This is a genomic window from Bacillus sp. FJAT-14266 (assembly GCF_001719225.1).
Classification (GTDB): domain Bacteria; phylum Bacillota; class Bacilli; order Bacillales; family Bacillaceae; genus Bacillus; species Bacillus subtilis.
This window is the reverse complement of record NZ_CP017072.1, coordinates 1,110,622-1,124,810: the sequence shown is the minus strand read 5'-3', so window position 1 is coordinate 1,124,810 and position 14,189 is coordinate 1,110,622. Positions and strand designations below refer to the sequence as shown.

9 protein-coding genes are annotated in these 14,189 nt (G+C 47.0%); 3 read left to right on the top strand and 6 right to left on the bottom strand.

Translation table 11 applies throughout. The annotated features are described in order from the left end of the window. Positions 1–23: 23 nt before the first annotated feature. The 3 genes from essB to BGM23_RS05795 form a co-directional block, all read right to left on the bottom strand. Complete coding sequence (gene essB / locus BGM23_RS05805; protein ID WP_046663925.1) at positions 24–1,379, bottom strand: type VII secretion protein EssB; 1,356 nt, start codon at positions 1,377–1,379, stop codon at positions 24–26. A 14-nt stretch (positions 1,380–1,393) separates the two neighbouring features. Then, entirely contained in the window at positions 1,394–1,633 is a 240-nt protein-coding gene (gene yukD / locus BGM23_RS05800) for an ESX secretion system protein YukD (protein ID WP_003228763.1), read from the bottom strand. 69 nt (positions 1,634–1,702) lie between these two features. Further along, positions 1,703–1,996 carry a WXG100 family type VII secretion target gene (locus BGM23_RS05795; RefSeq protein WP_003220661.1) on the bottom strand — a complete coding sequence of 98 codons (294 nt, stop codon included), beginning with the start codon at positions 1,994–1,996 and terminating at the stop codon, positions 1,703–1,705. A gap of 521 nt (positions 1,997–2,517) precedes the next feature. On the opposite strand from BGM23_RS05795, the gene adeR reads away from it, so the two are divergent. From adeR to BGM23_RS05780, 3 genes are all read left to right on the top strand, one after another. Beyond that, on the top strand, positions 2,518–3,786 hold the full coding sequence (gene adeR, locus BGM23_RS05790; RefSeq protein ID WP_046663926.1) for a sporulation transcriptional activator AdeR: 1,269 nt from the start codon (positions 2,518–2,520) through the stop codon (positions 3,784–3,786). A gap of 102 nt (positions 3,787–3,888) precedes the next feature. Beyond that, complete coding sequence (gene ald / locus BGM23_RS05785; RefSeq protein WP_046663927.1) at positions 3,889–5,025, top strand: alanine dehydrogenase; 1,137 nt, start codon at positions 3,889–3,891, stop codon at positions 5,023–5,025. A gap of 111 nt (positions 5,026–5,136) precedes the next feature. Next, positions 5,137–5,814: a YukJ family protein gene (locus BGM23_RS05780; RefSeq protein WP_003228755.1), complete on the top strand. Its 678-nt coding sequence runs from the start codon at positions 5,137–5,139 to the stop codon at positions 5,812–5,814. Positions 5,815–5,858: 44 nt separating this feature from the next. Here BGM23_RS05780 and BGM23_RS05775 read toward each other — a convergent pair whose 3' ends face one another. Genes BGM23_RS05775 through BGM23_RS05765 form a run of 3 tightly spaced genes read right to left on the bottom strand, consistent with a single transcriptional unit; the run spans position 5,859 to position 14,178 of the window. After that, positions 5,859–6,068 carry an MbtH family protein gene (locus BGM23_RS05775; protein ID WP_029725880.1) on the bottom strand — a complete coding sequence of 70 codons (210 nt, stop codon included), beginning with the start codon at positions 6,066–6,068 and terminating at the stop codon, positions 5,859–5,861. A 15-nt stretch (positions 6,069–6,083) separates the two neighbouring features. Beyond that, positions 6,084–13,220 carry a non-ribosomal peptide synthetase DhbF gene (gene dhbF / locus BGM23_RS05770; protein WP_029725881.1) on the bottom strand — a complete coding sequence of 2,379 codons (7,137 nt, stop codon included), beginning with the start codon at positions 13,218–13,220 and terminating at the stop codon, positions 6,084–6,086. 19 nt (positions 13,221–13,239) lie between these two features. Then, a complete protein-coding gene (locus tag BGM23_RS05765) occupies positions 13,240–14,178 on the bottom strand; it encodes an isochorismatase (protein ID WP_029725882.1) in 939 nt (312 codons plus the stop codon). Positions 14,179–14,189 lie beyond the last annotated feature (11 nt).

Here is a 14,189-nt window from a genome sequence, read left to right as displayed (position 1 = left end):
TGACCTGCGCTTCATGTCTCACGTTATTTGTCATCTTTTTTCTCATCTTTCTTTTCTGTTTCTTTTTTCTCGTCTTCTTTTTTCTTCTGTTCTTCTTTTTTCGCTTTTTCCTCGACTGCGGCTTTTTCTTCTGCCGCTTTCTCTTCTGCTTGTTTTTCTTCGTCTGTTTGTGTCTGTTCTTCGCTTGTATCGACTAACGATGTTTCAGAATTAGACTGTTTATTTTCTTGACGTTCTTTTTGGGCTTTTTCAAGCTCACTATTTACTGAGTCAAGTTCTTTTTGTATGTCTTCATCATTTGTATCCTCAGATAAAAGCTGCTGTTTATATTTAGCTAGGGCAAAGTAAATATAATCATTGTATTCAAGCTTACGGCCGATACTGATCGCTTCTTTGTATTCTCCTCGACCATAATCAATCCAATACAAGAAATGCTGAGGGTCTGATTGAAGGGTGACTAAGTTATTTTCTATATTTTTGGTTTTTGCACTCCCCAGGTTTTCGACCTCAACATAGGACGTCGCCAGCTGATACTGCACCGATTCAGGCAGGCTTTCCGCATCGTACTTGGACAGTGTGCTGATGACTTCACTGTACTGCTTGTTTAAGAACGCACGGTTGCTGTCCACTATCGCCTGGTGCTTTGGCTGCGCGAAAAATAAGGCGTACATCGAATAAATAAGTGCCGGTACAAGCAAAACAATGAGCCCCAGGCCGATATATCGCTGGATGTTCCACTTCTTTCTCGGGATATGTATGTATGTTTTTGCTTTGGCTTCGAGCTCATCAATATGGGTTCGAATCAGCTCGAGCAAATCATCATAGGATTCAGCATCTAATATCGCCTTTGCCTCTGCGGAGAACGTCAGCGTTTCATTGAATTTCAGGTAGTCTTCAAACGCAAAAGCGCCGTCAACTGCCAAAGCCGCTGCCGCTTTCAGCTCCTGCCATACTCTTTCCTCATCACGCTCGTAAGGAGGAATGCTTTCTTTTACTCCATAATGGAGAAAATAAGGCGTAAGCCCTTTATCGAATACAATGTTTTCAGGAGCGACAATCAAATTCAGCCTCGACAGATTGTGCTGCTGTACGGCTTGAACAAGCTGATAGGCAAACTGCCATTTACTTTTTTTATCCTTAGCTTTCATGAAGCGGAATGCTTTATAGGAGGAGGGAGGTTGGATTGTGATGATTACTTCATCATCCGTCACATCGATTTCTTTATGAAAAAATGGATTTATATCTTTGATCACGTTAGCTTCAAGACCGTCGAGAAGCTTTATTTTTTCCCGTTGAAAGGTAAATGTATAGCCGGCATCTGTTTTCTCGGCAACAGCTTCTAATTGGTTTTCTAAATATGATTTTTGTTTACCTGACATTCAACCAGATCCTTTCATAATATTTCAAGCCGGTCTCCGTTTGTAATGCCGCAATCAGACAGCTTGCATTCTCCGGAAAACACCTTATCCTTGTTCACCACTCTGATCCAGTGCCCTTCGCGCGGAGGCATAGATACGCTTTGGGCCTGCCAAGCAATATCAATTACTTTTTTCACCGGGTGGTAATCTGACAATCTGAGATCAAAGACACTGCCGTTATAATGTTTCAAATCTATTGTAATATCAATATACATTTAGGATCACCCTTACATAGAAAGAGCGCCGTCTTCTTTTGAATCAGGCGCTCCTTCCCTTTCATACTGTTATCCGCGGATTTGATTTGCGATGTCTTGGTCAGTAGACTCAAGTGTATTTGCTGTTTGATCAAGCTGCTGATTCACATCTTGAAGCAAATCTGACATTTTGATAAATGAAGGTTTGAGCTGCTCGTATTGATCTGCGAACGCTTCGCTTGAAGCACCTTCCCACATGCTTTTCAAATCAGAGATCATTCGGTTTAAACGATCAACCTGATTTAATACTTCTTGGCTTTCAACGCCGTATTGCTTCGCCATCGCTCTTAGCTCTTCGGGTGTGACACGAATTAATCCTGCCATATTCCTCATTACCTCCTGTGCCATCAGCCTAAATATGGGCTAATTCACTTATTTTTAGAACGTCATTATTATAAAAACAGTTTTTCGGCATAGTCAAACAAATATGTTTTAATTTTACAAAATGAGTCCAATGGTTTACCCCGAATCACTTAAAAATGACATATACTGTAAAGTAAATAGGTTTATTTTCTTAATCTTCTCTTCATTCTCCGAATAATCCAAAAGACCCAAATAACGCTCCAACTCCCAAAAAAAACCTTTCAGAAAATTTGATGCTACAGCACCATTTCTGAAAGGTTCAGTTTTTTCTTTCCTTAATTAGTCTCGCCTCCGATGACTTTCTTAGAAGATTAATAGGATAAGCTGTCGTATTATATGAGGCATACAACTGTCCTGCAAAAAGGCGATTACACCGCCAAATGTATATAGAACGTTTCTCTCATGAAATTGTTTTTTTGCTTCTGTTCTTTGTTGTTGATTTTCACAAACAACAACAATCATAATAAAAGGAAGGGGATGAGATGTCAAAGAGAAATCAAGCACGAAAAGTAGGGAGATTTATGACCATGCCGAATGATCCGTTTAAATATAGTTTTGACAGACTTGAAGATGTGGCTGATCATATCAGCGACGTTCTGCAGTGCCCGATCACCATAGAGGATGTTAACCACAAGCTGCTTGCCTACAGTACACACAGCGACTGCACAGACCCTGCCCGGACGTCTACCATTATTGGCAGAAGGGTACCGGAGAAGGTGATTAACAAGCTGTGGAAAGACGGGACAATTCCTGCTCTCTTAAAAACGGACCAGCCGATCAGAGTCAAGCAAATCGATGAAGTCGGGCTGAGCAATCGCGTCGCTATTTCGATTTGGAAAAACAAGCAAGTACTTGGCTTCATATGGGCGCTTGAGATCCAAAAAACATTGTCCGATGAAGATCTGCTGACATTGCAAATGGCAGCAAAAGCAGTGAAAAACAAGCTTCTCAAACTTCAAATCAGAAAAACGAAAAATGAAGAACGCAGCCAAGAATTTTTCTGGAAAATGCTGACCGGACACATCCATCAGGAGGATGATATGGCGGATGGGTTCCATAAGCTTGGAATGGCCGCTCCTTCAGAGTTCTCCGTTATGATCATCCGCATAAATGGCGAGCTGACTGAAAAAATCGAACAGCAGCTGCAATATTTACAGGAAACGACCCAGCAGGTTTACGTGCTGCTGGCGACCGTAGATTCCAATGAACTTATTATATTAACCTCACCCAAAACAGATCATCCTTTTCAAGATTTAAAACAGTTTGCTTTAAGTACGCAAAAACAGCTGAAGGAGCGGTATAAAATAGAAGACGTTTCTATCGCTTTTGGCGGAATATACAACTCTATTTCTTTTGTCTCCCGCTCCTATCAGGAAGCATTGTCCGTCTTAAAAACGAAGGAACGGTTCGCTGAAGAGACCAAACATCTTTTCAGCTTTTCTGAGTTAGGCATTTATCAATACTTAGATGTCTTAAATGAAAAACGGAAACAGGCGGGCCATTATAATTACTCGCTTTCCAAACTGGAACAATATGACCAGGATCACCAGTCAAATCTGGTAGAGACGCTAGAGCGCTTTATTGAAGCGGACAGCAACGTGAATACCGCTTCTAAGCTGTTAAATATACACGTTAATACGTTGAATTACCGCCTTAAGCGGATCAGCCAGATCGCTGAAATTGATTTGAAAAATGTGAATCAAAAATTCACCATCTATTTAGATATCAAACTTCGGCACATGGATTTGTGAAATTTCACAAATCCATGTTTTTTTATTTTCTTAATCAAACAAAGAATTTTCCAAAATATCAAGCTACACTAAAAATATCACAGGATACAGGAGGAGACAGATATGATCATAGGGGTTCCTAAAGAGATAAAAAACAATGAAAACCGTGTCGCATTAACACCTGGGGGCGTTTCTCAGCTCATTTCAAACGGCCACCGGGTGCTGATTGAAACAGGCGCGGGCCTTGGAAGCGGATTTGAAAATGAAGCCTATGAGTCAGCAGGAGCGGAAATCATTGCTGATCCGAAGCAGGTCTGGGACGCCGAAATGGTCATGAAGGTAAAAGAACCGCTGCCGGAAGAATATGTTTATTTCCGCAAAGGACTTGTGCTGTTTACGTACCTTCATTTAGCAGCTGAGCCTGAGCTTGCACAGGCCTTGAAGGATAAAGGAGTAACTGCCATCGCATATGAAACGGTCAGTGAAGGCCGGACATTGCCTCTTCTCACGCCAATGTCAGAGGTTGCGGGCAGAATGGCAGCGCAAATCGGCGCTCAATTCTTAGAAAAGCCTAAAGGCGGAAAAGGCATTCTGCTTGCCGGGGTGCCGGGCGTTTCCCGCGGAAAAGTAACGATTATCGGAGGAGGCGTTGTCGGGACAAACGCGGCGAAAATGGCTGTCGGCCTCGGTGCAGATGTGACGATCATTGACTTAAACGCAGACCGCTTGCGCCAGCTTGATGACATCTTCGGCCATCAGATTAAAACGTTAATTTCTAATCCGGTCAATATTGCTGATGCTGTGGCGGAAGCTGATCTCCTCATTTGCGCGGTATTAATTCCGGGCGCTAAAGCTCCGACTCTTGTCACTGAGGAAATGGTAAAACAAATGAAACCTGGTTCAGTCATTGTTGATGTAGCGATCGACCAAGGCGGCATCGTCGAAACTGTCGACCATATCACAACACATGATCAGCCAACATATGAAAAGCACGGGGTTGTGCATTATGCTGTAGCGAACATGCCGGGTGCTGTCCCTCGTACATCAACAATCGCCCTGACTAACGTTACTGTTCCATACGCGCTGCAAATCGCGAACAAAGGGGCAGTGAAAGCGCTCACAGACAATGCGGCACTGAGAGCGGGTTTAAACACCGCAAACGGACACGTGACCTATGAAGCTGTAGCAAGAGATCTAGGCTATGAGTATGTTCCTGCCGAGAAAGCTTTACAGGATGAATCATCTGTAGCGGGTGCTTAATTCACAATGAGCTTGCAGAAAGATTTCTGCAGGCTTTTTTATTTTTTAAAAGGAAAAAAGAGACCATTTCACGAATTATGACTATGAAGTTGATCATAAAGGAGGATTCATATGGCTGTTCAGCAATATGGCGTGTTAAAAGGCATAGTCTTAGACATGAAGCGGGAAACAGATGATGACAGTCCTCATTTCCAAGTCAAAATGCTCGGTGAAGAGAATACGTATTACAGGTGCGCCATCAATGTGATGTCCAGTTCTGAGGAATCTGAAGTATTGTATTTGGCTGACGATCAGTTTGATTCGGGCTCAATTACCATCCTTCCGAACATGCCGTATGGATATACAAGGATCAATGAAGCAAACCGTGAAGTGGCACTGGATTATGTGCGGGGCAATTTGTTTGACCCGCGGGAAATGAAGCCTTTGCCTCATGAAATCACAGGACCTGATAATGATTTAAATGATTTTATTGAAACCTATATGAAGAAAGCACAAGATGAGAAAGCGCCGGTTTATATATTCGGTTCAAAATTCGGCCCTGAACAGGCTGCAGATAAAATATTCGGCTTTACCCCGACTAACGGAATGCACAATATCCATATGAATCAAGGGAATGCAATGGATACGCGCTGGAAAAAAGACAACGGCTCTTGGCATGACGGGGGTATTCTGATTCAGTTTGCAGATCAGTGGGCCGCTGTGTTTTTAGCGTTTTTATCCCAATCTTGGTGTACCGATGAAAACGGAAACCCGGTCAGAGATTGTGATCATACCCAAACGTCTGCGTAAGATTAGAAAAAGAGACTGCGGCGAGCAGTCTCTTTTTGATACGATTACACATTTTCAACAGTCTTTAGGCTGTTTGGCCTCATATCGCTCCAATGCGATTGGATATAGTCCAAACAAGCTTCACGCCCTTTTTCCTCATGAACGACTGTCCAGCCGCTCGGCACATCTATAAAACCCGGCCATAGGGAATATTGGCCTTCTTCATTGACCAGCACCAAATATGTGCCATCCGCATTTTCAAAAGGATTTGCCATTCTATTTCTCCTCCCTTATTTATTCAACTCTTCCAATTTGACAGCGAGAACCTTGCCGATTTGAGCCAGAGGTTCCGGCTGACATAAATCTTTATGACGGCAGTCGATGTCGATTTGTTCAATCTGTCCGTTAATATAAGGCTTCCAAGAGTCAGGTTCAATCGGGTCAAACCATTCAGGAATGATTGTTGATCTGAAAAACAAAACATTTCCACGGAAGGTTTTCGGCTTATAGGAACCTAAAATGCCGACAGAATTGACATACGTATTCTTCAAATTTAAAATGACCGTTTCATCCAGGCTCGCAAGCGCACTGCCGTCACGGCGAAGAATCTCAATCGCCGCTTCAAAATCTAGCGGTTTGTCCCCTAAGCTGTCTGGATCGTACCCGCCTAACGCCAGAAGGGCAATAAGCGCTTCCTCATCATCCGGTGCCTCTTTTATAGGAAGGAAGTGGTTCGGATAGGCGTCCAGCATCACCAACAGGGATACTTCTTCTCCTTGATTTTGCAGCTGGGTAGCCATCGCTTGAACGACATTCCCGCCCAGGGACCAGCCCAGCAGATGGTACGGGCCTTTTGGCTGGACCGTTCGGATTTGTTTAATGTAATCGGCAGCCATGTCATCAAGTGTTTTCGGAAGCTCCTCGCGCTGCCCGATTCCCCGTGCCTGCAAGCCGTAGATTGGATAATCTGTTCCTATATTGGTCATCAAACCGGCATAACACCAGCTGAGCCCCCCTGCCGGATGAACACAGAATAAAGGAGGCTTGTCTCCGCTTGTTCGGAGCGGCAGCAGAACGTCAAGAGCGCTTTGGCTTGATCCCATTTCAAGTCTTTCAGCGAGCCCGGCTACAGTAGGTGCTTCGAACAAGTTGCCGATGCTGAGTTCAACGCCGAGCGCTTCACGAATGCGGCTCATGAGCTGTACAGCAAGCAAGGAATGTCCGCCTAAATCAAAGAAACGGTCATCAATGCCGACACGTGGCAAGTGAAGCACCTCCATAAAGAGGTCACAGAGAATTTCTTCCTGCGGCGTTCTCGGTCCTCGTCCTGTCACTGCCGCTGCGAAATCCGGAGCGGGCAGCGCTTTACGATCAAGCTTTCCATTCGGTGTCAGCGGCAATTCTTTCATCGTCACAAAGGCAGCAGGCACCATGTAATCCGGCAGTCTCTCAGCAGCATATCTGCGCAGTTCCGCCGTATCAAATGTTTCTTCCGAAGGGATGACATAAGCTGCTAACCGTTTATCTCCCGGCTGATCCTCACGAACGATCACTGCCGCATCTTCAAGCTGCGGATGCTGAACAAGCGCGGCTTCAATTTCTCCCAATTCAATCCGGAATCCCCGAATTTTCACTTGATGGTCTGCACGGCCGACATAGTCGAGAGAACCGTCAGCGCGGAGGCGGGCCACATCCCCAGTGCGGTACATCCGGGTGCCTGGAGGACCGAACGGATCAGCTATGAAGCGTTCAGATGTTAAACCAGGCCGGCCTAGATAACCTCGTGCTAACCCCGCTCCTGATACATACAGCTCTCCGGCAACACCCGGCGGGACCGGCTGCAGGCGTTCATCCAGCACGTATACACCAAGATCGGGAATGCCGCAGCCGATCAAGCTGTTTGCCCGTAAAGCTGCCATGCTTCGTTCTAATTCGATATAGCTCACATGCACCGTCGTTTCTGTAATACCATACATATTGATAAGCTGCGGTCTATTTTCAGGGTGGCGGTTGTACCAATCCTCTAAACGGCTGAGTTCAAGCGCTTCTCCGCCAAAAATGACATAGCGCAGACTGAGTGCCTGTCCGAGATCCGGCTGTTCCCGTTCCGCCTGCATAAACTGATAGAAAGCAGACGGTGTCTGGTTCAGAACAGTCACCCCCTCTTTGACAAGCAGGCGCAGAAACGCTTCTGGCGATCTGCTGACGTGGTGAGGCACGATTACAAGACGTCCGCCATGCAGCAGAGGACCCCAGATCTCCCACACCGAAAAATCAAACGCATAGGAATGGAACATGGTCCAGATATCACCTGAGCTGAAACGGAACCAGTGCTCGGTCGCTGCAAATAAACGTGTTACATTTTGGTGAGGAATCATCACACCTTTTGGAACACCTGTTGAGCCGGATGTATAAATGACATATGCCGTATTCAAAGGGGAAAGCGGCTGAGTCCTATCCTTATTTTTTGGATTACCTGCAGGGTACGTGTTTAGTTTCTCTGCCAGCTCGGGATCATCCAGCACGATTTTCGGCACGTTTTCAACTGGCGGAATGTGATTTGCAGCTTTAGTGTTCGTCATGATAAACGCAGGCTGTGCATCTTTTAGCATAAAAGCAATTCGATCAGCCGGATAATCCGGATCAAGAGGGAGATAAGCTGCCCCGGCCTTTAGCACCGCCAATAGGCCGACAGCCATTTCCAACGATCGGGGCAGTGCCAATGCCACAAATTGCTCCGGCCCGACACCTTCACTAATCATCATTCGGGCAAGCCGGTTTGCTCTTTCATTCAGCTCTGCATAGCTCAGTTCCTGATTTTCATATACAACGGCAATGGCATCAGGACGTAAAGCAGCCTGCTTCTCAAATTGCTCTGGCAAACATGCGTGCGGAATCTTTTCAGATACACTTTGCCAATCAGTCACCATGCTGCTGTGTTCCTCTGGCGCAAGAATATCCAGATTTCCGATTTGCTCGTCAGGATCAGACTCGGCAGCCTCCAACAGGCGCATCAATCGGTCAGCAAGAGCCTGAGCAGTTTCCCGTTTGAAAAGATCAGTGCTGTATTCAAGCAGTCCTTCCATTCCGTTTGGTGTCCCGTCAGCAAGGCGATCTTCACTAATTTCCAGCGTCAAATCAAACTTGGCAGAACCGACACTGTTGATTCGCAGGCTGCTCTCCATATCAGGAAGATGCAGTTCAGCGTCCGGTGTGTTTTGGAACGCAAGCATGATTTGGAATAAAGGATGCGTCGCACGCGAACGAGCCGGATTGAGCACCTCTACAAGTCTCTCAAACGGCAGATCCTGATTGTCATAGGCGGCCAGATTCACTTCCCGTACTCTGTCTAGAAGCTCACGAAAGCTTGGGTCACCGGACGTATCAGTTCTGAGCACCAATGTATTAATGAACAGCCCTACAAGATCGCCCAGCGCATCATCATTCCGTCCCGCGATCGGACTGCCGATCGGAATGTCGGTGCCCGCCCCGAGCCTTGTCAATAAAGCGGCGAGACCGGATTGAAGCACCATAAACAGGCTCACCCTATTTGCGCGAGCCAGCTCCTGCAATCGCTTGTGAAACTCGGGCTCAATACGAAAATGAATCGTATCTCCATCATGACTCGGCTCAGCCGGACGTGAATAATCGGTTGGCAGTTCAAGCTGATCAGGCAGGTTTTTCAAGGTTTCTTTCCAGAAAGCAAGCTGTCCGGCAATCAAGCTATTTGGATCATCCTCGTTTCCAAGCAGTTCTTGCTGCCAAAGCGCATAGTCTGCATACTGCACAGCAAGAGGCGCCCATTCGGGAGATCGTCCGTGGCAGCGAGCCGCATAAGCTGTCCCAAGGTCTCTGGTCAGCGGTGTTAAGGACCAGCCGTCCCCGACAATATGATGGACGAGAAGAAGCAGCACGTACTCGTCAGGACCGATCACAAAAAGCTCGGCACGAAAAGCAGGTTCAGCTGCAAGATCAAAGCTGTAGCGTACAGCTTCGGCAAGCCGATCAGAAAGCTCCTTCTCAGCAATTTCAGTAACATGTAACTCGGGACAGGCTCGATCGGCATCTAAAATATGCTGATAGGATGTCCCCTGTGATTCAGGGAAGATCGTCCGAAGACTTTCATGACGGCGGACGAGGTCATAAAGTGCCGCTTTCAGCAATCCTTGATCCAACTCACCTGACAAACGGACAGCAACCGGAATATTATAAGTAGGACTCGGTCCTTCCAGACAATGCAGGAACCATAGCCGGCGCTGGGCAAATGAGAGCGGGATCTTTTCAGGCCGCTCAGCTCTCTGCAAAGCGGGACGTGCACTCTGCGCCAAATCAAGATGGGCAGCGAGTCCGGCTACTGTCGGTTCGTCAAAGAGCTTGGCGATACCAAGTTCGGCTCCCATTACCTCGCGAATGCGGCTCATCAGACGGGCTGCAAGAAGAGAATGGCCCCCAAGCTCGAAGAAACTGTCATCGATACCGACGCGTGCCAAACCGAGAACCTCTGCAAACAAGTCACACAATATCTCTTCCTGAGGAGTCCGCGGGGCCCGATCACTGACAGATGTGCTGAAGTCTGGTGCCGGCAGTGCTTTCCGGTCAAGCTTGCCATTAGGTGTTAACGGCAGCTCGTCCATCTCCACAAACGCCGACGGTACCATATAATCAGGAAGACTAGCCCCCATATAACGACGAAGCTCTGCAGTATCAATAGCAGCATCAGCGACTACATAAGCCGCCAATCGTTTGTCTCCCGGCTGATCTTCCCGTACGACAACCGCGGCCTGTTCAATGTGCGGGTGATTGGCAAGCACGGCATCAATTTCTCCAAGTTCAATTCGGAATCCGCGAATTTTGATTTGATGATCCGCCCGCCCGATATAATCCAAAGACCCATCGGCGCGCCAGCGGGCCTGGTCTCCGGTCCGATACATCCGAGTTCCCGGCGGTCCGTATGGATCTGCAACGAAGCGCTCCGCCGTTAAATCAGGACGATGGAAATAACCTCTGGCCAAGCCGGTTCCTGCAATATAAAGCTCTCCGACAACGCCCGGCGGCACCGGCTGCAATCCATTATCAAGCACATACACCTGCGTGTTCCAAATCGGTTTCCCAATCGGAGGAACGCCCTTCAGCCCTTCTTCAAGAAAAGCTGCGGCAGACCAAATCGTTGTTTCAGTGGGACCGTATAAGTTCGTGACTGAACAATGAAGGTCTTGAAGCGCCTGCAAAAGACCGCTCGGCAGCGCCTCGCCTCCTACAAGCACTCTAAGCCCCCGAAGTTTCTCAGGTTCACTCGTTACCAAAGCGTGCCACAGTGTCGGTGTCGCCTGCATAATGTTAATATCGAAATTTTCAATCATTTGAGCTAATGCCTGCGGCTCACGGATCGTTTCTTTCTTTGCGATCACAATTTGCGCTCCGCTAATCAGCGGAAGATATAACTCCAATGCTGAAATATCAAAAGCGACAGTCGTCACAGCCAACAGCCTGTCTTCTTCTCCTAGAGAAAACGCCTCCTTCATGGACAGCAGAAAATTGCTTAAGCTTTTCTGTGTCACAACGACTCCCTTCGGTCTTCCTGTTGATCCTGAGGTATAGATGATATACGCAGGATGGTCAAGAGAAACCGATACATCCGGATTTTCCGGCGAATAGCGTTTTATAATCTCCTGTGTAACAGCCTGATCAAGCACAAGCTCCGGTACAGCCAGGTTATCAGGCAGACTGGCTGCTATTTCCTCAGTCGTTATGATGCATGAAGGTTTCGCATCCTCCAGCATGTAAGAAATGCGGTCCGCTGGAAACTCCGGATCAAGTGGGAGATACGCCGCACCAGTCTTGAGCACACCAAGCATTGAGGCCACCATCTCAGGGGAACGCGGCAGCGCCAAAGCGACAAATTGCTCCGGACCAATCCCTTTTTCGATCAACAGACGCGCGAGGCGGTTTGCCTCTTCATTGAGCTTTCGATAGTTGACTTGAATGTCATCACACATGAGAGCGATACGTTCTGGCGTAAGAACTGCCTGCTTTTCGAACATGTCCTGAAGGCTGACCAGCTTCTCGGATTTTGCCGTCTCATTCCATTTAGAAATGACTTTTTCTTTCTCCTCTGGCAACAGAAGCTCCATTTGCCCAATCAGCATGTCCTCTCCGGCAGAAGCCGTTTGCAGCAGCTGCAAAATACGCTGCTGATGAAGCTTAATATCAGACTCACTGTATACCTCGGAATTCGCATCAACATCAATTCGCAGCCCGCTGCCGTCTGTTCTGTCATATACATTGATTGATAGATCATCAACAGGACCGGCTGAAAGATTATGCGTTGTGCCCCGGACGCCGGCAAAGTCGAGACCGTAATCAAACGGCATAAGATTGATTTGAGGGCCAAATAATCTATGATTTTCTCCTATCAATTTCAGATCGCGCCTAAGCTCTTCATGGCGATACTTATGATGTCGCCGAATACTGCGGATTTCCCGGGAAATTTGCTGAATCAGTTCAGAAAAGCTCATCGAAGAGCTTACCGTCAGCCGGAGCGGGAGAAGGTTCATCACCATAGCCGGTACATTCAGTGACGCGGACCCTATCCGACCCATCATGGGCAGGCCGAGCACAACATCCTCAGAGCCGGTCATACGGTGCACATAAACAGCTGACACCGCAATCATGACTTCATGCCAGCTTCCTGAGAAATAGCGCGCCGCTTCTTTTAACGCGTTTACATCAGACGGAGGCAGATATGCCGTATGACGAAGAAAACTGTTAGATGTTCTTGGCGCCCGATCAGCCAAGCTCACAACTTCAGGTGCATCTGCAAAACGGTCCAGCCAGAATTGACGATCCTTCTCATACTGCTCTGATCCGCGATAATCTGTATCCTCCTCCAAAATGGCCTGGAGAGACCCAAAGGAACGGCTTTTAGCTGTTTGTCCTTTTATAAGGGCAGTATATGTACTTGCCACACGCTGGGCTATCAGGGAAAAACCGAAGCCGTCGATCGCTATATGGTGAATGCGCTGATACCAAAAGAAACGATCAGGCCCGGCAATAAACAGAGCTTCATTGAACAAAGGGTCATACCCTAAATCAACCGGCTTTGCTAAATCAGCTTTCATCCAGTTTAATGCTGTTTTTTCCGGATCAGGCTCAGAGCTGACGTCAATGACGTGCAGCTGTACATCCGGAGACGGGTTTATCATCTGCCAAGGCCCGTCCATATTTTCACCGAAGCGGACATGCAGCGATTCCGCTTCCTTGATCACGTGCCGCAAAGCTTCTTCAAAAAGAGCAATATTGATTGGTCCATTGATTTCTATATATTCCGCTGTATTGTAGATTGGATTGTCCGGATCAAGCTGCTGAGCAAACCATATGCCAGTTTGCGCCCCGGTCAAAGAATATTGAAGATCTTTTGTATCAGGCATCCGTTTGTTTACCCTCCTTTTATAAATAATCCGCGTTTGGTAGCACTTGCTGGCTGCGGGTTGTGAGCAATTTCTGCCATTCTTCGATCGTTGGGCGTTCAGCCAATTCCACGAAAGTCACCTCTGCCCCTTCACGGCGCCATTGTTCCACCAATGTCATGATCCTTACCGAATCAAGACCACGATCGAGCAAATCCTCTTGATCTGTGATGTCTTCCGGTGTTTCTTGTAGAAGCTCTGCAATTTGTTTACGGATATTCTCACATGTAAACACGTTCTTTTTGTCAGTGTTTGCTGACGTTTTTTGAACGTCTGCCGGCGCATTCTGCAGCTGATCAAGAAGACTGTCAGTCATCACGGTAAACGCACAGCGTCCAGCCGCATAGTCCAGCGCCATTTGATGTTTTTCTAATGAAAAATCAGCAACTGCATCTCCCACAAAAAAGACTTTAATATCCTCCATAAATGCTTCACATGCTGTAACAAGACAGCCGATATGGGCGTAAATTCCTGTAATGATCAGCTGATCGCGTCCCTCTTTGCGCATCATTTCAAGCAGATTCGTTCTCTTAAACGCGCTGTATCTCCATTTTGTCAGCACAAGATCATCATCCTCTGGTGCCAGCTCGGTTATAATTTTCTCCTCATAAGGACCGCTGTTTAATCCCGGGCCCCAAAAGTCTGTCAGCAGCGCACGGTCATCCGGATTTTGGCTTCCCGGCTGTGCGGTATAGACAACAGGAATCCCAAGCTGAACACATTGATTCTTCAGCTTTCGTATATTCGCTGAAAGCTCTGTTACCGGAGACGCTCCCGCTGTGAAAGCATCGACAAAATAGTTTTGCATATCGTGTATTAACAAGACAGCCCGATTCGGATCAGGCACCCATGATACTTTGTTTTGCGGCATATCAGATGCTGTCGGCATTTGATACGGCTGAATGGCAGGTATAGCCATATGAACACTTC

Bases quoted from the DNA above. Each gene is read 5' to 3' on its own strand.
- BGM23_RS05765 (WP_029725882.1), bottom strand. From the start codon at position 14,178: ATGGCTATACCTGCCATTCAGCCGTATCAAATGCCGACAGCATCTGAT.
- BGM23_RS05780 (WP_003228755.1), top strand. From the start codon at position 5,137: ATGGCTGTTCAGCAATATGGCGTGTTAAAAGGCATAGTCTTAGACATG.
- adeR (WP_046663926.1), top strand. From the start codon at position 2,518: ATGTCAAAGAGAAATCAAGCACGAAAAGTAGGGAGATTTATGACCATG.
- yukD (WP_003228763.1), bottom strand. From the start codon at position 1,633: ATGTATATTGATATTACAATAGATTTGAAACATTATAACGGCAGTGTC.
- BGM23_RS05795 (WP_003220661.1), bottom strand. From the start codon at position 1,996: ATGGCAGGATTAATTCGTGTCACACCCGAAGAGCTAAGAGCGATGGCG.
- ald (WP_046663927.1), top strand. From the start codon at position 3,889: ATGATCATAGGGGTTCCTAAAGAGATAAAAAACAATGAAAACCGTGTC.
- dhbF (WP_029725881.1), bottom strand. From the start codon at position 13,220: ATGCCTGATACAAAAGATCTTCAATATTCTTTGACCGGGGCGCAAACT.
- BGM23_RS05775 (WP_029725880.1), bottom strand. From the start codon at position 6,068: ATGGCAAATCCTTTTGAAAATGCGGATGGCACATATTTGGTGCTGGTC.
- essB (WP_046663925.1), bottom strand. From the start codon at position 1,379: ATGTCAGGTAAACAAAAATCATATTTAGAAAACCAATTAGAAGCTGTT.